The organism is Paenibacillus sp. FSL L8-0638, from assembly GCF_038593075.1.
GTDB classification, from domain to species: Bacteria; Bacillota; Bacilli; order Paenibacillales; family Paenibacillaceae; genus Paenibacillus; species Paenibacillus polymyxa_D.
Window position 1 is genome coordinate 1,134,676 of record NZ_CP151960.1, and the last position, 24,606, is coordinate 1,159,281.

Annotated in this window: 17 protein-coding genes; 16 read left to right on the top strand and 1 reads right to left on the bottom strand. The window is 49.3% G+C overall.

Going from position 1 to position 24,606, the window contains the following annotated elements:
• Positions 1-154: 154 nt before the first annotated feature.
• The 13 genes from MKY35_RS05125 (at position 155) to MKY35_RS05185 (ending at position 19,296) form a co-directional block, all read left to right on the top strand.
• A complete protein-coding gene (locus MKY35_RS05125) occupies positions 155-1,210 on the top strand; it encodes a Xaa-Pro peptidase family protein (protein ID WP_342446607.1) in 1,056 nt (351 codons plus the stop codon).
• A gap of 68 nt (positions 1,211-1,278) precedes the next feature.
• The gene (locus MKY35_RS05130) at positions 1,279-2,802 is read left to right on the top strand and encodes an Ig domain-containing protein (protein ID WP_342445778.1); all 1,524 of its coding nucleotides are present in this window, start codon (positions 1,279-1,281) and stop codon (positions 2,800-2,802) included.
• A gap of 45 nt (positions 2,803-2,847) precedes the next feature.
• The gene (locus MKY35_RS05135; protein WP_342445779.1) at positions 2,848-4,056 is read left to right on the top strand and encodes an FAD-dependent oxidoreductase; all 1,209 of its coding nucleotides are present in this window, start codon (positions 2,848-2,850) and stop codon (positions 4,054-4,056) included.
• The gene (locus tag MKY35_RS05140) at positions 4,053-5,054 is read left to right on the top strand and encodes a 4-hydroxyproline epimerase (RefSeq protein ID WP_342445780.1); all 1,002 of its coding nucleotides are present in this window, start codon (positions 4,053-4,055) and stop codon (positions 5,052-5,054) included. Before MKY35_RS05135 ends, MKY35_RS05140 begins: the two co-directional genes overlap by 4 nt.
• 63 nt (positions 5,055-5,117) lie before the next feature.
• Positions 5,118-6,005, top strand: a complete 888-nt coding sequence (locus MKY35_RS05145) for a dihydrodipicolinate synthase family protein (protein WP_342445781.1) — start codon at positions 5,118-5,120, stop codon at positions 6,003-6,005.
• 15 nt (positions 6,006-6,020) lie between these two features.
• A complete protein-coding gene (locus MKY35_RS05150) occupies positions 6,021-7,457 on the top strand; it encodes an aldehyde dehydrogenase family protein (RefSeq protein ID WP_342445782.1) in 1,437 nt (478 codons plus the stop codon).
• Entirely contained in the window at positions 7,450-7,764 is a 315-nt protein-coding gene (locus MKY35_RS05155; protein ID WP_342445783.1) for a (2Fe-2S)-binding protein, read from the top strand. The genes MKY35_RS05150 and MKY35_RS05155 overlap by 8 nt, the downstream gene beginning before the upstream one ends.
• Positions 7,761-8,096 carry a (2Fe-2S)-binding protein gene (locus MKY35_RS05160; RefSeq protein ID WP_322251192.1) on the top strand — a complete coding sequence of 112 codons (336 nt, stop codon included), beginning with the start codon at positions 7,761-7,763 and terminating at the stop codon, positions 8,094-8,096. The genes MKY35_RS05155 and MKY35_RS05160 overlap by 4 nt, the downstream gene beginning before the upstream one ends.
• Positions 8,093-9,319, top strand: coding sequence for an FAD-dependent oxidoreductase (locus MKY35_RS05165; protein WP_342445784.1), 1,227 nt, complete (start codon positions 8,093-8,095; stop codon positions 9,317-9,319). Before MKY35_RS05160 ends, MKY35_RS05165 begins: the two co-directional genes overlap by 4 nt.
• An 86-nt stretch (positions 9,320-9,405) precedes the next feature.
• Entirely contained in the window at positions 9,406-11,706 is a 2,301-nt protein-coding gene (locus tag MKY35_RS05170; protein ID WP_342446608.1) for a beta-L-arabinofuranosidase domain-containing protein, read from the top strand.
• A 436-nt stretch (positions 11,707-12,142) separates the two neighbouring features.
• Entirely contained in the window at positions 12,143-13,087 is a 945-nt protein-coding gene (locus tag MKY35_RS05175; protein ID WP_342445785.1) for a copper amine oxidase N-terminal domain-containing protein, read from the top strand.
• A gap of 3 nt (positions 13,088-13,090) precedes the next feature.
• Positions 13,091-16,381 carry a DUF5704 domain-containing protein gene (locus MKY35_RS05180; protein WP_342445786.1) on the top strand — a complete coding sequence of 1,097 codons (3,291 nt, stop codon included), beginning with the start codon at positions 13,091-13,093 and terminating at the stop codon, positions 16,379-16,381.
• 371 nt (positions 16,382-16,752) lie between these two features.
• Entirely contained in the window at positions 16,753-19,296 is a 2,544-nt protein-coding gene (locus MKY35_RS05185) for a rhamnogalacturonan lyase (RefSeq protein ID WP_342445787.1), read from the top strand.
• 335 nt (positions 19,297-19,631) lie between these two features.
• Here MKY35_RS05185 and MKY35_RS05190 read toward each other — a convergent pair whose 3' ends face one another.
• Positions 19,632-20,681 (bottom strand): substrate-binding domain-containing protein, encoded by a 1,050-nt coding sequence (locus MKY35_RS05190; protein WP_342445788.1) that lies wholly within the window; start codon positions 20,679-20,681, stop codon positions 19,632-19,634.
• A 409-nt stretch (positions 20,682-21,090) separates the two neighbouring features.
• On the opposite strand from MKY35_RS05190, the gene MKY35_RS05195 reads away from it, so the two are divergent.
• From MKY35_RS05195 to MKY35_RS05205, 3 genes are read left to right on the top strand one after another with little or no spacing between them, the layout of a single operon-like run.
• A complete protein-coding gene (locus MKY35_RS05195) occupies positions 21,091-22,053 on the top strand; it encodes an ABC transporter permease subunit (RefSeq protein ID WP_342445789.1) in 963 nt (320 codons plus the stop codon).
• A 15-nt stretch (positions 22,054-22,068) separates the two neighbouring features.
• On the top strand, positions 22,069-22,950 hold the full coding sequence (locus tag MKY35_RS05200; RefSeq protein ID WP_322251200.1) for a carbohydrate ABC transporter permease: 882 nt from the start codon (positions 22,069-22,071) through the stop codon (positions 22,948-22,950).
• 60 nt (positions 22,951-23,010) lie between these two features.
• Positions 23,011-24,600: an ABC transporter substrate-binding protein gene (locus tag MKY35_RS05205; protein WP_342445790.1), complete on the top strand. Its 1,590-nt coding sequence runs from the start codon at positions 23,011-23,013 to the stop codon at positions 24,598-24,600.
• The last annotated feature ends 6 nt before the right edge of the window (positions 24,601-24,606 follow it).

Consider the following 24,606-nt stretch of genomic DNA (forward strand, 5'->3'; position numbering starts at 1 on the left):
AGACGGCAGCGAGAAGAGTATACATGTGTTCAAAAGCAAGTGGAGAGTGTGTGCTAAGACATATGCCTTGAAAAGAAATGTGGAATAAGGAGGCGTACGAGTGAAAGAGGAAGAGAGTCAAAAGACAAAACCATTACAGGGTGTTTCTGGCAGACTGGCCCGGTTACGCTCGGAATTCACGGCTCTAGGGATAGATGCACTGCTTATTACACATGGGCCTAATCGAAGATATATGACCGGATTTACAGGTTCCGCTGGAATTGCGCTTGTTACGCAGGAAGAGGCCTTTTTAGTGACGGATTTCCGCTATATGATGCAGGCAACAGATCAGGCAGTGGAATATTCAGTTATTCGGCATGAGGCGCAAATCTTCCAGACCATCGCTGATCTCACAAGTAAGTTGGGGGTTCGTAGACTGGGTTTGGAGAGCAGGCATGTCTCACTTCAACAGTCGGGACAGCTTCAAGCCGCGCTGGGCTCGTTGGAGTACGTGCAAACGGAGGATGTCATTGAACGGCTGCGCGATGTGAAAGACGAAGAAGAGATTCGCACCATTAGCGAAGCTGCGCGTATTACCGATGCCGCCTTCACGGAGGTGCTGAATTATATTCAGCCTGGGGTTACAGAGCGACGGATTGCGGCGGAACTGGAATATCAGCTTCGGCTCGCAGGTGCGGAATCAGGCGGGTTTGCGTTCATTGTCGCTTCAGGTGAGCGTTCGGCGCTGCCGCACGGACTGGCCAGTGACAAGGAAATTGGTCAGAACGAGTTTGTCACAATGGATTTTGGCGCAAATGTACGTGGTTATCTGTCTGATATTACGCGTACCGTATTCGTCGGCAATCCGTCGGAGCGGCACGAGGAACTGTATGCTATTGTGCTGGAAGCGAATATGACGACGATTGCAGGACTTCGTCCCGGCTTAAGCGGTCGGGAGGGAGACAGTCTGGGACGGGATGTGATTGCCTCTTACGGCTATGGGGAGCAGTTTGGTCACGGGCTGGGCCACGGCTTTGGTCTCGAGATTCATGAGCAGGTACGGCTGTCCCGCGAAAGTAAGTCGGTGCTCGTACCGGGTCATGTCATTACCGTGGAACCAGGCATTTATATTCCAGGCTTCGGCGGGGTTCGGATTGAGGACGATGTGCTGATCACAGATGACGGTGTTAAGGTACTGACCTCTTCGCCTAAGGAGCTGCTTTTATTATAACACGCAGTGGCGCTATAGGTAACTATCATCGTTTGCAAGTCATTCAAAAATGAGATGGAGGGGATCAAATGAACACGCATAAAAGACACACCAGAATATGGCTGACTGCGCTGGCGGCTTCTCTCATTGTGGCTTTGACACCAGCTATTCCGGGTCAACAGGCTTATGCCGAGGCGGAGTCGGATGTAAAAGTCGTCGACATCTTTAGTCGGACGGTAAACGATTATGGTATAGATCTGGTTGATTGGCAAGGATATCTGGCGAACCCGTATGTGAAGCTAAAAGTGAAGCCGCCAGCGGATGCTGCTTTTCCGTTAACGGTTACGTTAAATGCGCAGGGCACGTCCCGGCTGATGATGGATCTGCCAAGTACGTTGTCGGCGCAAGGTGCAAGCAAAACGCTGACTTTTGCCAATGCACAGGAGGAAAAAGATTTTCGGCTAGCCATCCATCCTGACCGGATTGGAGGAAACGGTGAAATAGAAAACTATACGCTGTCTATGTCCGTTGCCGGAAATGATGGTCACACGACTACTCAGTCCATTCCGATTCGCGTGTTGGATCAGGACGATAATAAAGAGCCCACAGTTCCTCTCCATTTTGACTACAGATTCGATACGATCAAGCCTTATTTCAATGATGCAGCTACCAAAAAAGCCGCAGAGCTGGCGGTAAAGGACTGGTTCTATTTCTTTGATCTGGCTCCTTTCGATGAGGTTCCTGCCAACGCGGAGGTAAACCATCTGCCAGGTGACGACTGGCAAAATGAAATACAGGTGACAAATGATAAGCCCTACAAAGGCATGTGGGTGTTTATGAGAGGGCTGAACGGGCCGTATTCTACGGGCTTTCCGGCCACAAACGGCAATTATCATACACGTAACGGTGTGACCGTCCCGGGGAACCTGAACCGTTCCTATAGTTTGATTCTGGATTTCTATGATGATGCGATTCCATTCACATCGGTGGACGATGAAGAATGGTATCAATCCGATCTGTCCAAGGTGACGGATGTGCATGGGCTGATCATGCATGAATTCGGTCATGCGATTGTGTTCAGCGACACATTCCCGGGTGTCAAAGCATTGAAGGAAGCGGCGGGCAATGACCCGGATATTCTGGCTTATCAGCACAGACCGGCTGCACTGGATGACAGCTACCATCTCTCCGGAGAGCTTGCAGAAGTCGACAGATTGAGCGGACAAAATGGAGGCTGGCGCCATCTGTTCCCGACCCGGCGCTGGATGAACACGAAGCTTTCGCTACTCGTAGCAGAAAAAGCAGGCTGGCCGCTGCGTAAGGACCTGACTCCTTTCCTCGCGCCAGAAATCATAACGAAGGAATTGCCAGCACCCGTCAAAGGTAAAGCGTACACGGCTAAGCTGGAGGCCAAGGGAGGGGTTCCGTTTTACGATTGGACGGTGACAGGCGGTCAACTGCCCGCAGGGTTCACACTGGACCGTTTTACAGGAACGATTAGCGGAACAGCAGACAGCGGAGCAGGCAACAAGACGTATAAATTCACCGTACAGCTGCGGGATTATGATGAGCTGAGCAGGCCTGTGACACAAAGCTTTACGCTCAAGCTGTAATAATACCTCACAAGCAGATTAAAACGGTCGAAGGGAGGGATGCGAATGAAACATGATGCCGCGGATCTGGTCATTGTAGGCGGCGGAATCATCGGTACAGCCATCGCTTATTTTGCAGCTAAGTCCGGTATGAAGGTCGTGCTGGCTGAGCGAGGGGAGATTGCTGGAGGCACTTCGTCCCGTTGTGATGGCAATATATTGGCAATCGATAAAGAGCCCGGGTTTGACAGTCGAATGTCGTTGGTATCGCAGGAATTGGTGGCAGAGCTGGCTAGGGAACTGGAGGGTGAGTTTGAGTATCGTGCGCCTGGAAGTATTCTGGTCTGTGAAAATGACCAGGAGATGCAGGCCGCAGAGCAATGGGTCACCCGCCAGCAGCATGAAGGGCTTCCGTTTCGCATGCTGGATCAGCAGGATTTGCGAGAGGAATGGCCGCATTTGGCCAAAGATTTGCCGGGTGGGCTGGAGTGTGCGACAGATTCCACTGTGAATCCGGTGTTGATGACGTATGCACTGGCCGAGGCCGCGCGTCAGATGGGGGCCAAGTTATTACCGCGCATGCCGATACAGTCCATCCTTCAGGACGAAAGGGGGAACGTCCGCGGGGTGGAGACGCCAAATGGTGTGATCCATGCTGATGCAGTAGTATTGGCCGCAGGTGTATGGACACGTAGTATCGGTCATTCACTAGGTTTGGATCTTCCGATTATACCGCGCAAAGGACATATACTGGTGTCTGCCCGAATGCCTTCGATCGGAAACCGCAAGATGATGGAGTTCGGTTATCTGATGAGCAAGTTTGGCGGTCAGCGGAGTGTAGATGAGCTTTATGAAAAATACGGTGTAGCGCTGGTATTCGAGCCCACCGCATCACAGAACATTCTGATTGGCAGCAGCCGTCAGTTTGTCGGTATGGATACAGGTGTCGATCAACAGGTGATTCGCTTAATCGCTCGCAGAGCCATTCGCTTTTTTCCTGCCTTGGCCAATGTACCGATGATGAGGGCGTATACCGGTTTGCGTCCATGGACCCCTGATCATTTGCCCATCGTATCCGCAGTGGATGAAGTGCCGGGGCTATTCATCGCTTCAGGCCATGAAGGAGATGGTATTAGTCTTGCGGCGGTTACAGGTAAGCTGGTGACCGAGATGGTACGCGGCGAATCCACTTGTATTCCGGTGGAGCCGCTGCGATATGATCGATTTGGCGAGGCTTTTACCAGCCGCGAGGTTCACGGGGAGGTAACCGGATGAGTGTAGCGGGCAGAATTACTACGATTGATACCCATACGGGAGGCAATCCGACGCGAACGGTCATTCACGGCGCGCCTAAGCTGGTAGGTCGTACGATGCTGGAAAAAATGACTTATATGGCAGCACATCATGATGATTTTCGCCGTTTGCTGATGTTCGAGCCGCGTGGTCATGAGGTGATGTCAGGCTGCATTTTAACAGAACCTTGTCATCCTGATGCAGATATTGGTGTGGTCTTTATAGAGACTGGCGGCTATTTACCGATGTGCGGTCACGATACGATTGGAGTATGTACGGCGCTGATGGAGGGCGGACTGATTGCTGCGGATAAAAAATCGATATTGTTGGACACTCCGGCAGGCCCGGTTCAAGTGCAACTGGATGTGAATGCGGGCAAGGTGCGACAAGTAACGTTCACAAACATCCCTTCTTTTGTGTACCGCCGTGAAGTGGAGATTCAGGTAGAGGGCATCGGGCAAGTCACGCTGGATATTGCGTATGGAGGCAACTTTTACGCCATTGTAGAGGCGGCTTCCATCGGTCTTGCACTGGAGCAGAGCCATGGGGCAAAAATTGTACGAACAGCGGTGCAGATTCGGGAGGCAGTGAATGCGGTTGTTGAGGTCGTACATCCTGAAAATCCGGTTATTCAAGGATTGACACATATTGAATTTTACGGGGAGCCTGTGGCTCCACAGGCCGATTGCCGCAATGTCGTCGTCATCCCACCGGGAGGTATCGATCGTTCTCCTTGTGGCACAGGAACCTCGGCCAAGGTAGCGGTGTTGCACGCCAAGGGAAAACTGGACTTCAATGAGCCGTTTGTACATGAAAGCATCACAGGTTCCATGTTTCGGGCTGAAATCGTGGGGGAGACGCAGATCGGTCCTTATCCGGCAGTCATCCCACAAATTACAGGTTCGGCTTGGGTGACGGGACATCATCAATTTGTGTTGGACCCCGAGGACCCGCTTAAAGAAGGTTTTTTGCTGATGTGAGCATTTTACATCCATCCCGAATGCTGAGTATGAAAATAAAGATGGGAAAGGGTTGGTAAGCATATGGCACGTTTTGAAGGTGTATATGTGGCCTTGGTTACACCGTTCACGGCAGAGCTGGAGGTAGACCATAAGCGTCTGACCGAGCTATGCGAGCATCTGATTGCAAGCGGCATTAGCGGACTGGTTCCTACGGGATCGCTGGGAGAATATGCGGCTTTGTCCCCGGAGGAACGGTCGCAGGTTGTGCATACCGTAATTGACGCTGCGGCAGGGCGTGTCCCAGTTGTTGTCGGCTCGGCGGCTCCGTCCACCAAACAGGCGGTGCATTGGATTCAGCATGCGAAGGATGCTGGGGCTGCGGGTGTCATGGCACTGCCACCCATTAATTACAACCCACTGCCTCATGAGGTAACGGCCCATTATGAAGCATTGTCAAAGGTGGGCTTGCCGATCATTGCGTATAACAACCCCCATGATTACAAGGTTGACTTGACTCCAGATATTCTTGCGGACTTGTCGCGAATTGAAAATATCGTAGCAGTCAAGGAATTTTCCGGTGATGTACGGCGTATTCACGCTATTTTGGATCAGACAGAGCTGGAGGTCATGGTCGGAGTAGATAATCTAGCGATGGAGGGGGCATTATTCGGCGCGACAGGCTGGATTTCGGGGGTACCTAATGCGCTGCCCAAGGAAGGGGTAGAGTTGTTCCGACTTGCGCAGGCGGGAAATATGGCAGAAGCGTCCGCGTTGTATCGCAGGCTGCTGCCGCTGTTCCACTATGATGCCAGCCCGCAATTGGTACAGTCCATCAAATATATGATGGAGCTGGCTGGATTTCCGGTCGGTCCGACACGTCCGCCCAGACTTGCGCTGCCGCAGGCGGATTATGACCGCATTCGCGAAGCATTTGAGGTGGCGGTTCGTCCAAGCGAAGTATCATCCTGAATGGAGGTGAAGACGATGGAGAGCCGAAATTGGATCGGTGGTGAGTGGCTGAGCCCTTCCGGCGAGGAAATGGTGGTTCACAATCCTTCGGACTTGAAGGAGGAGGTGGGAGTCGTCCATTTTTCAGAAACGGGCGATATTACACAGGCCGGGGATGCGGCACGGCTGGCTCAGGCGGGCTGGGCTGCTTTAAGTCCCGCAGCGCGGGGAGTTTATCTGTTCAAAGCAGCCGGGTTACTAGAAGCAGCATTACCTGAATTAGCTGGACTGGCCAGCCGTGAGATGGGCAAGCCGATTACCGAGATGCGCGGAGAGGTCATGCGAGGTGTCCATCTGCTCCGCTACTATGCGGCAGAGGGCGTACGTTCTATTGGTACAGTCATTCCTTCGAATGAGCCGGGAGTGCTTCAATACACGAAGCGCATTCCGCTGGGTGTAACGGCTGTCATTACGCCGTGGAATTTTCCGGTAGCTATTCCGCTATGGAAAATCGCTCCTGCACTTTTGTGCGGAAACACGGTCATCTGGAAGCCTGCCGAACATGCTTCGTTAACTGCAGTACGGGTCGCCGAGCTATTCGAGGCGGTGCAGCTTCCACCCGGTGTACTGAACTTAGTCATTGGGCAGGGTAACCGTATTGGCGATGCCTTACTGGAGCATCCGGTACTGGATGCGGTCAGCTTCACGGGTTCCACCGCTACAGGTTTGGGCATTGCCGAGCGATGCGCGCGCCGTAACATGAAATACCAGACCGAGATGGGCGGTAAAAATGCCGCCATTGTGCTGAAAGACGCGGATGTAGCACAGGCGGTGGCGATGATTATCAGCGGAGCTTTCCGTTCAGCCGGGCAGAAATGCACGGCCACCAGCCGGGTGATTGTGGAACAGTCTGTCTATGAGACGTTCACGGAAGCCTTACGCCAAGCGGTGGAAAAAATACAGATCGCTCCGGCGCTTGACCCCGGTGCGTATCTTGGACCTGTGGCATCCGCAGGTCAATACGAGAAGGTCATGTCCTATGTATCACTCGCACGTCGGGAAGCTCACATTTTGGCCGAAGGTGGAGCCGCCGCCGGGACGGACGACGGATATTATGTGCGTCCACTGGTGGCGACTGGACTCAATTCGTCCCATCCGTTGATTCAGGAGGAGATTTTTGGACCTGTGTTGGGGGTCGTGCAGGCGGACGACTTCGAGGATGCAATTCGACTGTGCAATGATTCTATTTATGGATTAAGCGCCTCTCTATTCACCCGCGATTTGCGGTTGGCTCATCGGTTTCTGGATGAGGCGAACGCCGGTATGGTTCGGGTTAATCAGGAGACGGCTGGTGTGGAATACCAGGCTCCGTTTGGCGGTCTGAAGCAATCCAGTTCACATACCCGGGAACAGGGCCAGGCGGCGCTGGATTTTTATTCAGCGATTAAAACCTGTGCGATCAGCTATGAGTAAGCGGGTGACGGGACGAAGTGAGACGGTCGGGAGCCCATCAGGTCATTTGCTCATATGTCGCTGTGAAGAAGTGAGTATCGCACAGATGGAGCAGGCTTGCCGCATGGGTATGGACACCGTGCGCCAGCTTAAAATGGCTACGCGGGTGACGATGGGGGCATGTCAGGGCAGGGTATGCCGACAATTGGTGGAGTCATGGTTTTACAATCAGGTTCCTGCTGCTCGCCGGGAGGCGGAGCTGTTATCGCAAAGGCCTCCAGTGCGTCCCGTAACGTTCGGGCAGCTGGCAGAGGGAGGTTCTTTATGAGCCGCATGCGTATTGTAAATCATCCTATTTTGGGACCAAAGCCGGAGCGGCGGCAGGTATCTTTCTTTTTTGACGGTCGTCCCATGCAGGGATTGGCTGGAGAGCCATTGGCAGCAGCGTTGCTGGCCAGCGGCGTCCGTTTGCTGAGAAGACATGAGGAATCCGGTACGGCCAGAGGTGTATACTGCGCCATTGGGCATTGCAACGAATGCCGCCTGACGGTCCATCCGTTCGGTACCGTCCGTTCCTGCCTGACCAAGCTGGAGGAAGGTATGGTGGTGGAAACCGGACGACAGCTTTCGAATGAAATCACAGGGAGAATTGTGACATGAATGAAATGGCGCATCTCATCGTCATTGGAGCGGGTCCCGCCGGATTGTCCGCAGCGGTATCGGCTGCTGAGCATGGATTGCCAGTCACGGTACTGGATGAGTTTACAGAGCCGGGTGGACGTATGCCCGGGCAGTATCATGAGGAAGGCAGTCAAGGCTGGTGGGTTGGAAAACATGTTTCGGATGAGCTAATTACCCGTTGCAGGGAACTTGGGGTGGACATTCGCTGCGGTGTTTCCGTACATGGTATGGAATATACAACAATGTGGGGAATTTCCACTTCCTGTGGATTGTTCACGGCCGATTACGTATTGCTGGCGACTGGAGCTGCCGAAATTCCCGTTCCACTGGATGGCTGGACGCTGCCGGGCGTCATGTCTATCGGGGCCGCGCAGGTGATGACCAACGTTCATTACGTCAAGCCGGGAGAACGCGGCATCATCGTAGGCATGAACGTATTGTCGATGGCGATTGCCCGCGAGCTGTCCGTCGCCGGAGTGAAGGTGGCGGCGATTACACTGCCGTGCGCCAATCCGCTCGCTGGTGCAGCAGCAGATCCGACAGCCTCCGCGAAGCTGCTGCTTCAGCTATCGGGGCTGGCCCCTGCGGCCTGGATGCGTGCCGGTGGCAGGCTGGCAGCTGCGATGCGGATGGAGAAACTCATCGCGTGCTGCTATCCCCACAGAGGCTTTCGTCTGTGGGATATCCCGATCCGGTTGCGGACAGCAGTGCTGTCCGTCAACGGGCAGGATCGGGTCGAATCCGTGACCCTGGTCCACGTCAAACCGGACGGCTCGCCTATCCCTGGCAGCGAGCGCGTCGAACCCGCCGACTTCGTGGCGCTCAGCGGCGGCTTGTACCCGCTCGCTGAGCTGGCGGCGGTAGCCGGATGCAAATTCGTGTACAGCGCTGAGCTAGGCGGGCATGTCCCACTGCATGGTGAGCGAATGGAAACCTCGCTCAAAGGGCTGTACGTTGCCGGCAATATTACCGGCATCGAAAGCGGGCTGGTCGCGATGGCTCAAGGGCGATTAGCCGCCGCTTCCGTGCTCCATGCCGCTGGACTCGGCGGAGCAGGCGGGGAACAGCGGGTGCAGGAGGCGATCCGTGAGGTCCATTTTGCACGTAAGCATGCGCTGATTCAGTTTCATCCCGGCATTACAGAGGCGAGAACGCAGCTGTACCAGCAGTGGGGGCAAACCTCTTCTGGGAGCGGCGCGTAACGGCTCGTTGTGTTTGATATGCGTTTTTTTATCCCAAATTCGCCTTAAAGGAGGAACAGAAAGTGACTCTTAAAGCAAAAGCCCATATGAAAGCAAGGCCGTTTGCACTGAACGAGGTGGTATTGGCTGAAGGTCCTTTCAAACAGGCGATGGAGCTGAACCGATCTTATCTGTTGGAGCTTGAGCCTGATCGTCTGCTGGCGCGTTTTCGGGAATATGCCGGGCTTTCGCCCAAAGCGCCTCAATATGAGGGCTGGGAAGCGATGACTATTTCCGGTCATACACTGGGACATTATTTGTCCGCTTGCTCCATGATGTATGCTTCAACGGGCGATGAGCGTTTTAAAGAAATCGCACATTACATTACGGATGAGCTGGACGTTTGTCAGGCGGCGCATGGTGACGGATATGTATCCGGTATTCCAGGGGGAAAGGAACTTTTTGAAGAGGTATCTTCTGGAAATATTCGTTCGAAGGGCTTTGACCTGAACGGTGCCTGGGCTCCTTTGTATACACTACACAAGTTGTTCGCTGGTCTGCGTGATGCGTATCATTTGACAGGCTGTGACAAGGCATTAGGTGTAGAGCGCAAACTAGCGGACTGGCTCGAAGGAATTTTGCAGCAGATGAGCGATGAGCAGATGCAGCAGATGATGTTTTGCGAATACGGAGGCATGAACGAAGTATTGGCGGACTTGTACGCGGATACCGGGGAAGAGCGCTACTTGCGGCTGGCTGAGTGCTTCTGGCACAAGCTGGTGCTGGACCCGCTTAGCTCGCAGGAAGACTGTTTACAGGGCATTCACGCCAACACACAGATTCCGAAGCTGATCGGGCTTGCCAAGGAATATGAGCTGACTAATGATACGAAGCGCCGGGAGACGGTGGAGTTTTTTTGGGAGCGGGTGGTGGATCATCATTCGTATGTCATTGGCGGGAATAGCTTTGGAGAATATTTTGGAGCGCCAGATGGCTTGAATGATCGCATCGGGCCGCATACGACGGAGACGTGCAACACCTATAACATGCTCAAGCTGACAAATCATCTGTTTCAATGGAATGTTTCCGCCAAGGAAGCCGACTTTTATGAGCGAGGTCTATTCAATCATATTTTGGCCTCGCAGGACCCGGTTCATGGGGGCGTAACGTATTTTCTGTCGCTGGCGATGGGCGGGCACAAGCATTTTGAAAGCAAATTTGACGATTTCACATGCTGTGTTGGTACAGGGATGGAAAACCATGCGAGCTACGGCAGCGGTATTTATTTTCACGATCACGATAAGCTGTATGTCAATCAGTTCATTGCCTCCACGCTGGAATGGAAGGACAGAGGCGTTACGCTAAAACAAAACACTTCCTATCCAGAGACGGATCATACGAGGCTGGAGATTCAATGCGATCAACCTGCCTCATTTATGCTACTCATCCGCTATCCATATTGGGCTGAAAAAGGAATTACCATTCGTGTAAATGGCAAGGAACAATCGGTTGTATCGGAACCGGGCAGCTTTGTCTCTATCGCCAGAACGTGGATTGACGGGGATGTTGTAGAGGTGACGATTCCGATGTCGCTGAGGCTGGAGCAGATGCCGGATAATCCGGATCGGGCGGCTATCATGTATGGACCGCTGGTGCTGGCAGGCGACTTGGGCCCCTTAGAAGATCCTAAAGCCAAGGAGTTTCTCTATACACCGGTATTTATCCCTCAAACGGAAAAGCTGGATGCCTGGATACAGCCCGTGGAGGGCAAGACCAATACGTTCCGTACCTTGAATGCAGGGCATCCCCGGGATGTGGAATTGTCTCCTCTGTATAAAATGCATGACCGTACGTATTCCGTATATTGGGACATTTTTACGAAGGAAGCGTGGCAGGAGGCGGAACAGGAATACACAGCAGCACGCGAAAAACTGGCGATTCTGGAGCAGTGTACGGTTGATTTTGCCCAACCTGGTGAAATGCAGCCGGAGCGGGATCATAACTTCCAGGGAGATGCCTCGACTCGCACCGGATATGTGAATAACCGACCTTATCGGAATGCGGGAATTGACGGTTGGTTTTCTTTCGATTTAAATACAGATCCATCTGCTCCGATGCTGTTGGTCATTACCTACACAGCCACGCTGGAAATGCCTAACTGCGGTTTTGATATTTCGATTAACGGTCATCCACTTGAGCATTTTAGTGAAGGTTTTGATGAGGCCGATAAGTTTTACAACATTAATGCCGCTATTCCGGCTGCATATCTGGAGGGTAAGGATCAGGCGACAGTAACCTTCAAAGCCAAGCCGGGACAGCGTATCCGCAGATTGTTTGGGTTGAGGATGGTCAACAAGGACGTATATGAGCAACTCTATCAAGCTGGAAATTCAGGTATACATGAATGATCTTTGAAATGTTTCGTGAGAAAAAGTAACGTTTGATTTTTCGTCCGGTATGATTTATGATATAAGAAATATTGGATGATGCTGGAATAATCCATATGGTGGTATGAGTTGATATATTCATAGTTTTTTGCGCGTGAAGCACACGGGCTGTTTCTTCCTTCATAGGGGAGAGGCAGCCCTTTTTTGTTGATATTTTGCGGAAATATAAAACTTTTTAATGAGTCAGTTCTATGATTGAGGGGGAGGGATTGCTTTATAGAGTCTATTTGTTTGGAATGCTTTGTATTAGAAGTTTTTCTTATAGATTTTGTAAGAGGGAAACCCTATAATATATAAGTTGTATCCAGTATTTTCCGAAAGTGGGGATGCGATAAGTTTATGAAATTAGAGATGATATACATAGTTTAAAGTTTAAGCTGACAAAGGGGATAGAGAGATGAGTATGAAAAAATGGATGTTGAGTTTGACCGCAGTCACGTTGCTATGGGGCGCGACAAGTACGATTCCAACGACGGAGGCGGCAAGCAGCGCCAAGCCCATTGAAGTCTTGTTAAACGCGAAAAAAATACAGTTTCCAGATGCTAAACCTTTTCAGGATAGTAACGATTATGTGATGGTTCCGATTCGTTTTGTATCCGAAGCGCTAGGGGCTAAGGTAGGCTGGGAGAAAACAGGCGGTCAATTGGCTGTGTCGATTAAAAATGATGCCCATGCTGTTAACATGACAGTGGGTCAAAACACCGCTACCGTGGATGGGCAGACCAAAACGTATGAAACGAAGATTATTTTGAAGCAAAACCGTACTTTTGTGCCGCTGCGGTTGGTAAGTGAGGGTCTGGGGCAAACAGTGGAGTGGGATAAAGTTAGTCGCTGGGTCTGGATTGGAAAGAAGGAAATTGCTGCTCTGGAGGATACGGGGCATAAGGCGGTAAGTATCGAGCCGTATAAGAAGGCGATTGGCACAATGCCTGGTCTTCTAAACAACGTTGTCGGTCAGCCGTATGACAAAGTGGTGATCTTTAAACTGTCCGACTTGCCTATTAAGTTGTTGCGCGATATTTATTCAGTCGAGCCTTATACGAGTCCAAAGGGAGTTCCATACCTGAAAGTGCGAGCCAAAACGAAATCTACAGCAGGCAGCCTTTTTTACTTGACTAAAAATAAGGATGTGCGCCTTCGCCCTGCACTAGATGAAATGACGCAAGACAATGGAGACGGTACAAAGATGCTCTATTACAAAATATATTCGTACGCTGACGCTAACCTTTATGGCAACAAGGATTATAAAACCTTTGAGCTGCAAGATATTGAGTACATTGGTTTTGATCTCGCATCGAGAGACTATATCCCAATAATGGTTAATCCGTGGAAAGGTAATTAAGACATGGGAAAAACTGAACGCATTCTGGCCGTATTGCTGGTGGGGGTACTGCTTCTGTTGCAGCTCCCGCCTTTTTCTTTTCCCACCGACAAGGCGGCAGCCGATACAGAAATTACTCCGCTGTCCTACTATGCAGACAAGAATAATCGTTACTTTGTCGGTATGATGTATTTCGATATGTGGAAGAATATCGCAGGGACGTGGGTCACAAACGGTGGCAAACAGCCTGGAAAAGGGATGCATGGTGAGGCTACTTTTACTTACAAATTTAGTTTCCCGGGTAGAAAAATAAAAAGTGTTGAAGCATCACTTTATAGACCTAATGATGAGAACAACAAAGTGAACCCTGACTATATCAAATATTTTGAAAAATCTCGTTCTGATAGCTATGAAGAATACGTACGTTACATAAGTAAAGGCACAGTGAAGGACGATATTCGCTCCTATCAAGTGCAGGGGGTTGGAACGGACTCCACCATTATTCCAATTACAGTAAACATGATGCTTAATGCGGAAGTCATAGCCAAAGATATCAAGGAAGAGAGCTGCCCGAACTGTGCCAAAGAAGTAGAAGCCTGGCGTATCTATCAGCCCGTCCTGTTCAAGATCGAACTGGAGAGTGGTCTGATCGTCAAGCATTTTACCACTGATGGAAAATCGCTTAACAACGTATTTACACCAATAGAGGATGAGCTAAAAGCTGATCAACTGTATGATTTCACCCCGCCAACCAATCCAAAATATGAGTATGTGGGTTATAAGAAAAGCACGACAGGTAAACCGCCAAGCGGAGATATTTTACCGGGAATTGTACCCGGATTTACCTATGACGGTTCTTTTGAACAGTTTACCGCTTACTTGTATTACAAAGAAGCTCAGGGCTGTCCTAAGCCTGGAGAAAGCCAAGAGGGAGCACCCTCGGATTGCCAAGATCATGAACAGCCAACGAAAGGTGTTGTCTGCTCCCGCCCCGTTCCAGGTCTGCGCTTGGAAACTGCTGAATTGGACCCGACAGTATCTGCCGTTATTAAAGCCGATCAGCGAGGCGCGTCACGTTTTGATGTAGCCAAGGGTATTCCTACTTCTGAAAGCCTGTACGGAAACGTGCTGGCCCGGAATTACCTTTTTCAAAACACCTACCAACAGCTCAAAGGCAAGTGCACCTACAACGTCAAGCTGAAGCGCACGTATGATCTGGAATGGGAAGATATCAACGATACCCGGCACATGAAGGTCGTGGAGTATTACAAATACGAAATTGTGAAACCGTACTCCTACTGGGTGATCGACAACCTTGAGGTGTACGGTATCAAGAACGCGCAGCTACGTAACTATGCACTGCCGGGAGGTAGTATTACGATTCCACCACGGAATTACACGCCGCCGTCTGTAGAATCAGCGACCAACGGAAAATACTATCCGGCTCCTTCTCCGGGCATCGTCGATGGGGGTTCACTTTATATTTATGGCGGCAAGAGTATGCCGAAGGTGCCCAATGAACAAAGATCACTGGAGCCTGTGGCCCAGAAGGCTACACCAGACGTGGAAGTTGAAAACGATACTGTGAAATTCAACGGTCAAACGATCATGGACCACCAGCGTGTCAAGGAAAAGGGGCCGACTCCTGGCAAAATCCCTGAACCCGTAAAAATCGGGTCGGATATCCTGTACAGCCCGGGCCATATGATTGAAAAGCACAAGATCAATAAACCCAATACGTCAAGTAGCGGTGACATTACCTATGCGATTTTAAAAGGAAATATCAATGGCGGTGCAGATAAGACTTTGCCGATCCAAGGGATCAACACTGTGACTGTCCACACTCCCGTAGTGAATCTGTCTAAAGTGTCGGACGATGCTGCTCATAATCAGAAAACCCAACCTACAAAGGGACGATCCGCACTTATTTTGGAGCGACCTTTCCGGGTGACGATTTCAACAGCGGGACCACATTTGGATATTCCCGGATATGGTGATCGGGAGTATGCCAAATATGTACGAACCAAGCAGGTTCGCTTTCCGTTCGATGTGTACGACAAAGGAAAGACGCATTTTTATCCGCGGGGTACCTGGATCGACATTCCAGTGCTGCAGCTCAACACAGACTTTTATCTTCCCGTGTGGGTGGATGAAGGCAACTACACAGTTGAGTTCCGTACCATTGCTGAAAATGCACCGGAGGGGTTCACCGAACAGCGCCATGCCAACACGGATATCGCCCATCATGTCGCCGATGATGTGGTAAATATAGAGGTCATCGGACGGATGTATGATTTTCATATCACGGATATTGCCGATTACCATTGGGAGCGGGTGTTTCGGCAACGAAAAGGAAGCCCCACGCATAGCGGCCTGTCCTATTGGACGGGGCTTGGCAATATTGACGGGTTACCGAGAGGGAACCAGGAGCCATTCACCTTGCCCATTCGTCCCGGCAGTCACCCACATGAAGGTTATGCAAATGTGGCAGTCAAGACAGGCTACCATTTCAAGTTTGACCTCAAAACCAAAGGCAATATGTTTAGCGCCAAGGACGGTATTCGCATCACGCCATCGTTCTATTGGGTGAGCAAAGATGGGCGACAGCGGGAAGAGGTGGATCTGTACACACATTCCGGCAGTCGAAAATTTATCCGTTTGGGATCGGCGGAGGACCGGGAGAAGCGATATGTTATTTTGAATGAACGGCTGCGCAATGTGCCGATGGAGGAAATGCAGGACACGTCAGCCTACCAATACAAGCATGAGCTGAGTGAAGCACAGCAAAGCCAGTCGACGCTGGAACGCTATGTTTCTCTGCATGCCCACCGTATTGCACGCAGCAAGACCTGGATTGGACGTTACGACTGGCTGGTGCTGCCTGCGGCTGTGCGTACCTTGATGGGTCCGAAGACAGACCTGCCGGATGGGGTCAATGTGGATCGTGCTAATGCGTCGATTCAGCGCTGGTATGGTGAATATAGCCTGCCTGCTGATGTGTACGCAGTCACCAAAGGCACAGATTTGCGCGAGGTCAGTCGCCGTCAGGAGCTTAACGAGCATACGGATATATTCAAGAAAACAGGCTTTATCGTCGTTCGCTTTAATTTGGAGTCACTGCGTCAGGGTGACACCGAGCATCCGCATTTACAGTATATAAATGGCCCGCTATTGAACCAGTGGCAACTGGAGGGTTACCGCCGAGAGATAAAGGACCCGTACGGGCATACCTTTCATTTACAGGACGGGGATGTAGTATTTTATCATGCGGATCAGTCGAGCAGGGACGATTTCAGTTCATTTGTCCCTCACTAGGTTGCAGTAATCAAGACGAATCCTAATCCATAACTAGCGCGAAAAATATGAAAACGGACAATGGGAACAATCCACTGTCCGTTTTTTATTTCCTTTTGCGTTTATGCGAATATGATTTTGCCTACTTCCTCTGCCTTCATGGGGAGTTTGGCGGTGTTCAGCCCTTAGCATGCCGTTTTCATACAGGCTTGGTGAGGGCTGTTTTATTTGGAATGAGTAAACAACACGGATTTGTGTAGGGAAATCCTCGGATATTTAAACGCGTTTGGGGGAACGGCAAAACTATAATAATAGGGAATTTAATTTATGTAAGCGCAATCATTTTGACGTACTTGCTTGTCATCACAATACAATTGAGGAGGACGACTTGAATGGCTCAAAGGAAAGGCGCATGGCGAAAGGGAACCTTGACCGCTGCGCTGGCAGCGATGCTGGCGATGACGGGCACGACTGGAGGAGTGGCTGCGGAAGATTTGTCCGAACCGACACTACAGGCGGAATCAGCCATTGCAGTTGAACAGAACCGTAGCGGTAGCATTCAGCTGGAAAAGCTGGATCGCGGACTGGTAGCTGCGGTGACGCAGGAGGGGGTATTTTTAAGCTGGCGGTTATTGGCTCAAGAAGTGAACGGTTACGGTTCAACGGGGCTGACAGGAGCGGACTTCAACGTATACCGTGACGGTAAGAAGATTGCGACAGTGACCAACAGTACCAACTATGTGGATAAGGAAGGGAATGGTAAATCAGTATACAGAGTAGCTTCAGTCGTTAATGGGCGGGAAAAGGATCGTAGCGCTAAAGTGAAGCCATGGCAGCAGGGTTACTATGAGCTTCCTCTCCAAAAGCCTGCTGATGGAGTAACCCCGGCAGGTGAAGCCTATACTTATTCGGCCAACGATATGAGTGTGGGGGATGTGGATGGAGACGGGCAATATGAGTTTTTTGTAAAATGGGACCCGTCGAACTCCAAAGATGTATCTCAGAAGGGGTATACCGGAAATACGTATGTTGATGCGTATACGGCCGAAGGCAAGCTGTTGTACCGGATCGACCTAGGCGTGAATATTCGATCAGGTGCGCATTATACACAAATGATGGTGTACGATTTTGACGGCGATGGTAAAGCCGAGCTGATGTTCAAAACGGCTCCAGGGACCAAAACAATTTCTTTTGATAAGAAGGGCAAGCCGAAAAAAGAAAAGTATATTACTCTACCACGTGAGGATCGCAAAGCAGGGATTACACATGAGGATGATTACCGTTTGAGTCGCTCGGATTATTATAAGCATGTGGTGAACATGTTCATGAACTGGACGAAGCATGAAGAAGTGGTCAAGGGAAAATGGCCTGCTACGCTGGAGGAATGCTTTGGCATCGCTCCGAAATACAATTACCCGTTATCCCGAAAGGATGCGGAAAGCCTGACGGACTACTTTATGGATGTATACGCGCCTGCGCGGAGCGACAAAAACAAGCTGAGAGAGTTCGAGGGCTTTATTGTCGATGGACCGGAGTATTTAACGATTTTCAAGGGGAAAACGGGTGCTGAGCTGGATACCATCCGCTATGAGCCGGAGCGTCATGACGATGGCCTCATGTGGGGAGACTACGCCATGGCTCGAATTGAACCCGCCAACCGTGTAGACCGCTTCCTGGCAGGTGTGGCCTATCTGGACGGCCGCAAGCCGTATGCCGTATTTGCACGTGGCTATTATACGCGTTCCACTTTGGCCACCTACACATGGGATGGCCGCCATCTCCAAAAACATTGGATGGTGGACAGTGGCTGGACACCAATGACCAATCCATTTAACGATAGTCCGCACGGGCGTGATGGAACGGACCCGAAATTTGGCACCTTGACCACACAGGGAGCGCATTCTTTGAGCGTGGTGGATGTGGACGGTGACGGCAAGGACGAAATCGTATACGGTTCCGCCACGATTGACCATGATGGCAGCCTGTTGTACAGCTCATTTGATGTCATGCCTCCTGAAAGTGCAACTCCGGGTCAAACCGCCAGATTGGGGCACGGCGATGCACTGCATGTAACCGATATTGACCCGGATCGCCCCGGCAAAGAAATCTTTATGGTACATGAAGGTGGCACTTACGCTCCATATGGCTATTCTTTGCGGGATGCCAAAACAGGTGAAATCATTTACGGCGCATATTCCGGCAAGGATACAGGTCGGGGAATGGTCGGTGACATAGACCCGGATCAGCGAGGTCTGGAGACCTGGGCCATAGGCCTATGGACCGCAGCGGGCAAACAACTGGATACGAAGATGCCGGGTACCAATATGAGTATCAAATGGGCAGCTGATATGACCACACAAATCGTAAACGGCGCAATTGATGTAACCCCAACCATTGAGGATTGGAAACGAGGTACATTACTAACCGCATCAGGCACCAAAACGAACAATTATACCAAAGGAACGCCATCGTTGGTCGCTGACATTTTCGGAGATTGGCGCGAGGAAATGCTTGTCCGTACAGCGGATAGCTCAGCGATTCGTATCTATTTGAGCACCGAGCCTACAACGCATAAATTGTACACGTTGATGCATGATCCGCAGTATCGTGCGGATGTGGCGCGTCAAAATACCGGCTATAACCAGCCGTCCTACACAAGCTTTTACTTTGCATCCGACATGGATTGGGCAAATGTGCCGATTCCCAAACTCTACACGCCAAAAGCCTTGATTGAGGAAGGTAGCATCGACGAAGTAGAGGCAACGGAGGTGGATAAGACAAAGGCAACGGAGGTAGATGAAAAAGAAGTCGATGAAATGAAAGTTGAAGAAACGAGCATCGATGAAACGAGCATCGATGAAACGGAAATGGGAGCAAAGGAAATAGAGGGAGAGTCAGCAGCTCCAGTAGTTCCTGTAGTTTCAGCAGAGGATTGATAAACGACTAGCTGAAGACTAAGATTCTATTTCGGCGTATAGATTAGTTAATGGATTTAGAAAAAAGGCAAGCCTCTGATTTTTAGAGGCTTGCCTTTTTGTATTCTTAAGTTTAAGAGTATAGACGACTCTATCCAAGGCCGGCATTTCTGGTTTTAGAACATCTCTAAAATAGCAAATCTGCTGAAAGTAGCGGAGAGGACGGAACGATTGCGAAAAAGCGTCAGCGGTCGCCTTTGTATCTGGATTTTTACCACTAGGCTATTTAATAAAATCCGGATACAACAGCGATTGGAGCAACGTTCCGTTCGCGGAGCGTCGTCAGAACACCTTTTTCATTTTTCTATTTGTAACACTGGAGTGGATTCTCTAAATATCGGCTCTGTTCTAATATGCGTGATCTGATAAGGTCGGGATGGATTTTTGACCCGCGCCAGTAGCATCTCAGCCGCCGTAATGCCCATTTCGTTGTTGTAGATATGCACGGTGGATAAATGGGGTTCCACAATCCGGGATTCAGGAGCGTTATCAAACCCAAACACGGCAATATCGTCAGGAATTTTCAAGTTTTTATTTTTGAGCGCTTTCATGACACTGACGGCAATAAAATCATTGGCGCACACGAACGCAGACGGTAACACGCTCATGCCTTCCAATTGTTTATCCATCCAATCCGATTCGGAGAAAAAATTTCGGTCCTGATCGACGATACAGCAAGATAAATCCACATTTAGACCTGCTTCGATTAAAGCTCTGTTATATCCAACCCACCGCTCGTTGAAGCTTTTGCAATGCTTATAATCCCCGGCAAACCCGATCCGCGTAAATCCACGATGAATCAGGCTTTTGGTGACAGAATAAACGCTATGTTCATTTTCCATCAACAATAAATCCGCTTTCAAATCAGGGTAAGAAATGTCCACAGAACAATCAATAAAGATCGTGGGCAGTCCCAAATCCGTAATGAGTTCAGTATATTGTGGATCAAACATTTCAATACAAATAATTCCATCCACCTTGGAGGCTTCAAAATTGTTAGGAAGTGTTCCGGCATGGATTTCATTTTCCCGCACAATATGGATCGACAGATTATACCCTTCTGCGCTTATTCTTTTCTCCAGACCACTGATGAGCAAGGAGCCAAAATGTGAGCTGTTCGGCAGATTGCATGTGACCAGGGCAATGTTACCTTGATTTTTCGGGATGATGCTCTCCGTTTCCACATAGGCAAATTGCTTATATTTAAGTTCTATCGCTTTTTTAATGACCTTGTTCCGAGTATCAACCGGGATGCTATCACTACCGTTAATCGCTTTGGACGCGGTATTTCGGGAGATTCCCAAAGCGTCAGCAATGTCCTGAATGGTGACTTTTTCTTTCTTCATAGACAGGTTCCACCTTCACTAATAAATGGATTGCCTGAGAGGTACAATTTCCTCTTACGGCTCTCCGTTCAAACCTAAAATGTATCCTAAATGTATAATAGTTCGCATAAAATAGCAATGTTAACATTACAAATGACTAAGTTATTTTTACTTTTGTAATTATGTATTGGTGAAGCGAAAACCGTCATTGTCAATGACTAACTTTTAAAGTTGGAGTATGAGCTATGGATATTATCATTTATTGTTACAAAAATATAGATTAACAACAATTATTTTTGGTCAAATGTAAATAAATTATTTTACAAAAGTTGTTGACGGATGATATTTCGATTTGGTAAATTGAAGATGAAAATTGTAAGCCTTTTCATATTTGGTGCACAGACGTTGATTACAGATTGGGGGAATGCAAATGGCAAACTTGGCTAAGGTAGCTCAAAGGAATGCCAAACTGGGGGAGCAAAGGTCCATTCGCAGTAAATTAGACTATATTCACAAGAACTACTTTCTTTATGTACTGCTGGCACCTGCACTAATTCTTACGATTCTTTTCAAATATGTCCCGATGTATGGGGCGATTATTGCGTTCAAGGATTTTAGCCCGCTCAAAGGGATCTGGGGAAGCGACTGGGTCGGGCTGAAATACTTTGCTAAATTTTTGAACTCACCAAATTTTACGGATATTTTCTTCAATACGCTGAAGCTGAGCTTCTATGGCCTTTTGCTGGGCTTTCCTGTACCGATCCTGTTGGCAGTCATGCTGAACCAAATCCGCAAAGCGGGATTGAAAAAGAATATCCAGCTTGTATTGTACGCACCTAATTTTATCTCTGTCGTTGTTATTGTGGGGATGTTGTTTATTTTCTTGTCTCCGACGGGGCCGCTAAATCAAATCATTGCGTCGGTGACAGGCAACCCTGTGATCTTTATGACAGAACCTGAATATTTCCGCTGGATTTATATCCTGTCTGGAATTTGGCAGGGGGCGGGGTGGTCATCAATCATTTATGTAGCGGCGCTCGCGAATGTGGACCCTGAGCTGCATAATGCAGCAAGTCTGGACGGGGCTAATCTGCTCCAGCGCATTTGGCATATTGATTTACCGACGATTAAACCGATTATGGCGATTGTTTTTATTCTCGCAGCAGGAGGGATCATGTCGATTGGATTTGAGAAGGCGTATCTCATGCAGACATCCATGAATTTGCCTACTTCTGAAATCATTCCTACCTACGTGTATAAAGTCGGCTTGCAATCTGGCAATTACGCCTATTCTGCGGCGGTCGGGCTATTCAATTCCGCGATCAACGTAGTGCTGCTGCTGACCGTTAATTTTATCGTTAAGAAGCTCAATGAGGGAGAAGGGCTTTATTAGGAAAGGAGCCTCTATATGCAAGTCAAACATTCCAATCTGGATCGCTTCATCCTAGGCGTGAATTACATTGTGCTCACTCTGGCCGTTTTAATTATCGTAGTTCCCTTGGGTTATATCGTCATTGCCTCGTTTATGGACCCGACCGTTTTGTTAAGTAAAGGGTTATCTTTTCGTATTTCGGATTGGAGTGTGGAGGGCTATCGAAAAATTTTGTCCAACCCGGCGATGCTCCGTGGATTTGCCAATTCGGTGTTCTATTCTTCATGCTTTGCTCTGATCTCCGTAACGGTTTCGATTTGCGCCGGTTACGCCTTATCGGTGAACAGCCTGGTGGGACGGAATTTCTTCATGACATTGTTTATCATCACTATGTTTTTCAGTGGAGGACTGATTCCAACCTACCTGCTGGTCAAAAATTTAGGGATGCTGGATACCGTATGGGCTATCCTTCTTCCCGGTGCAATCAACGTGTGGGATCTGATTTTGGCACGAACCTTTTTCAAAGGCGTTCCGAATGAATTAAAAGAAGCTGCCAACGTGGACGGGGCTTCAGACTGGACGATATTTTTCAGAATTGTGCTGCCACTGTCCAAGCCGATTATTTTTGTCATTGCGTTATATGCCTTTGTTGGTCAGTGGAATTCGTATTTCGACGCCATGATCTATTTGGATAATCCACAACTGCATCCGCTTCAATTGGTACTGAGATCTATCCTGATCCAGAATCAGACGATGCCAGGCATGATTAGTGATCAATTAGCAATGGCAGAGCTAAAACGACTTTCGGAAATGATCAAATATTCTTCTATTGTCATCTCCAGTCTTCCTCTGCTTGTGATGTATCCCTTTTTCCAAAAGTATTTTGAGAAAGGCGTTATGGTCGGCTCCTTAAAATAACAGGGCTGCACTTATCATACGCAACATGCTTCTTTACTTTATTCCATGGAGGTCATCCAGATGAAAACAGTCAAAACTGCCTCATTTGCCGCACTGGCGGCGATCTTGGTTCTTTCCGGCTGCGGCAGCAGCAGTTCCTCTAATGAGAACGAATCAACAGATGTGAATGGAAAAGTAACGCTCAACTTTTTAACTCAAAGCTCTCCACTCGCTCCGGCAGACCCGAACGACAAGCTGATTAACAAACGGCTGGAAGAAAAAACGGGCATTCATATTCGTTGGAAGAACTTTACCAGTGACCAGTTTGTTGAAAAAAGAAATCTGGCTATTGCTAGCGGAGATCTGCCGGATGCAGTGTTTGATGCGGGGTACTCCGACTATGATCTGCTCAAGCTGGCCAAAGACGGTGTCATTATTCCGGTAGAGGATTTGATTGAACAGCATATGCCGAATTTTAAAAAGGTGCTGGAGCAATCACCGGAATATAAAGCGATGTTGACTGCGCCGGATGGACATATTTACTCCTTTCCGTGGATTGAAGAATTGGGGACGGGAAAAGAGGCGATCCAGTCCGTGGATGATTTGCCGTGGATTAATGTGGAGTGGCTGAAGAAGCTGGGGTTGTCCATGCCAAAAACGACCGAAGAGCTGAAGCAGGTCTTGATTGCTTTTAAAACAAAAGATCCCAACGGCAACGGGCAGGCGGACGAGATTCCGTTATCGTTTATAGATAAACCCGGCGGCGAGGACTTAGCCTTTTTATATGGTGCCTTTGGTCTTGGAGAGAACTGGGATCATACAGTAGTGACCAACGATGGAAAAGTCGTATTTACGGCAGCGGATAACGGATATAAGGACGCAGTCAAATATATTCATGATTTATACAAGGAAGGGCTGGTGGATATTGAATCCTCCCAGCAGGATTGGAACACGTATCTGGCCAAAGGGAAGGATCACCGCTATGGCCTGTACTTTACATGGGATAAAGCGAATATTACAGGCATGAATAAAAAATATGACCTCATGCCGCCACTGGCTGGCCCGGATGGACATGTAAATGTCACACGGTCCAATGGCATTGGCTTCGATCGGGGTCGCATGGTGATCACCAGTACTAATAAGAAGTTGGAAGCTACCGCCAAGTGGATTGACCAGCTCTATGATCCGATCCAGTCCATACAGAACAATTGGGGAACTTACGGGGATACCAAGCAGAAAAATATCTTTGAGTATGATACGACAAAAGGAATGCTGAAGCATTTACCGCTGGAAGGATCAGCTCCGGTGGAAATCAGACAAAAGACGAACATTGGCGGGCCGTTAGCTGTATTGGATGAATACTACGGAAAATACACCACGCAGCCGGAAGATGCCACATGGAGACTGGGTCTGCTCAAAAAGGTGATGGTTCCTCATATGCAGGCGGATCATAATTATCCCAAAGTGTTTTTCTCCATAGATGAGCTGGACCGCTTATCGACCATTGAAACTGATCTATTTGCCTATGTTCTCCGAAAACGTACGGAATGGTACCAGAATGGCAAGGTCGAAGAGGAGTGGCCGGAATATTTGCAGGAGCTGGACAGTCTGGGGCTACAGGAATGGTTGCAAATCAAACAGGCGGGCTATGACAGAAACGCAAGTAAATGATTCTAT

Coding starts and splice junctions, on each gene's coding strand:
- MKY35_RS05130 (WP_342445778.1), top strand. CDS start 1,279: ATGAACACGCATAAAAGACACACCAGAATATGGCTGACTGCGCTGGCG.
- MKY35_RS05180 (WP_342445786.1), top strand. CDS start 13,091: ATGGGAAAAACTGAACGCATTCTGGCCGTATTGCTGGTGGGGGTACTG.
- MKY35_RS05140 (WP_342445780.1), top strand. CDS start 4,053: ATGAGTGTAGCGGGCAGAATTACTACGATTGATACCCATACGGGAGGC.
- MKY35_RS05175 (WP_342445785.1), top strand. CDS start 12,143: ATGAGTATGAAAAAATGGATGTTGAGTTTGACCGCAGTCACGTTGCTA.
- MKY35_RS05160 (WP_322251192.1), top strand. CDS start 7,761: ATGAGCCGCATGCGTATTGTAAATCATCCTATTTTGGGACCAAAGCCG.
- MKY35_RS05135 (WP_342445779.1), top strand. CDS start 2,848: ATGAAACATGATGCCGCGGATCTGGTCATTGTAGGCGGCGGAATCATC.
- MKY35_RS05155 (WP_342445783.1), top strand. CDS start 7,450: ATGAGTAAGCGGGTGACGGGACGAAGTGAGACGGTCGGGAGCCCATCA.
- MKY35_RS05150 (WP_342445782.1), top strand. CDS start 6,021: ATGGAGAGCCGAAATTGGATCGGTGGTGAGTGGCTGAGCCCTTCCGGC.
- MKY35_RS05165 (WP_342445784.1), top strand. CDS start 8,093: ATGAATGAAATGGCGCATCTCATCGTCATTGGAGCGGGTCCCGCCGGA.
- MKY35_RS05200 (WP_322251200.1), top strand. CDS start 22,069: ATGCAAGTCAAACATTCCAATCTGGATCGCTTCATCCTAGGCGTGAAT.
- MKY35_RS05205 (WP_342445790.1), top strand. CDS start 23,011: ATGAAAACAGTCAAAACTGCCTCATTTGCCGCACTGGCGGCGATCTTG.
- MKY35_RS05145 (WP_342445781.1), top strand. CDS start 5,118: ATGGCACGTTTTGAAGGTGTATATGTGGCCTTGGTTACACCGTTCACG.
- MKY35_RS05185 (WP_342445787.1), top strand. CDS start 16,753: ATGGCTCAAAGGAAAGGCGCATGGCGAAAGGGAACCTTGACCGCTGCG.
- MKY35_RS05195 (WP_342445789.1), top strand. CDS start 21,091: ATGGCAAACTTGGCTAAGGTAGCTCAAAGGAATGCCAAACTGGGGGAG.
- MKY35_RS05170 (WP_342446608.1), top strand. CDS start 9,406: ATGAAAGCAAGGCCGTTTGCACTGAACGAGGTGGTATTGGCTGAAGGT.
- MKY35_RS05190 (WP_342445788.1), bottom strand. CDS start 20,681: ATGAAGAAAGAAAAAGTCACCATTCAGGACATTGCTGACGCTTTGGGA.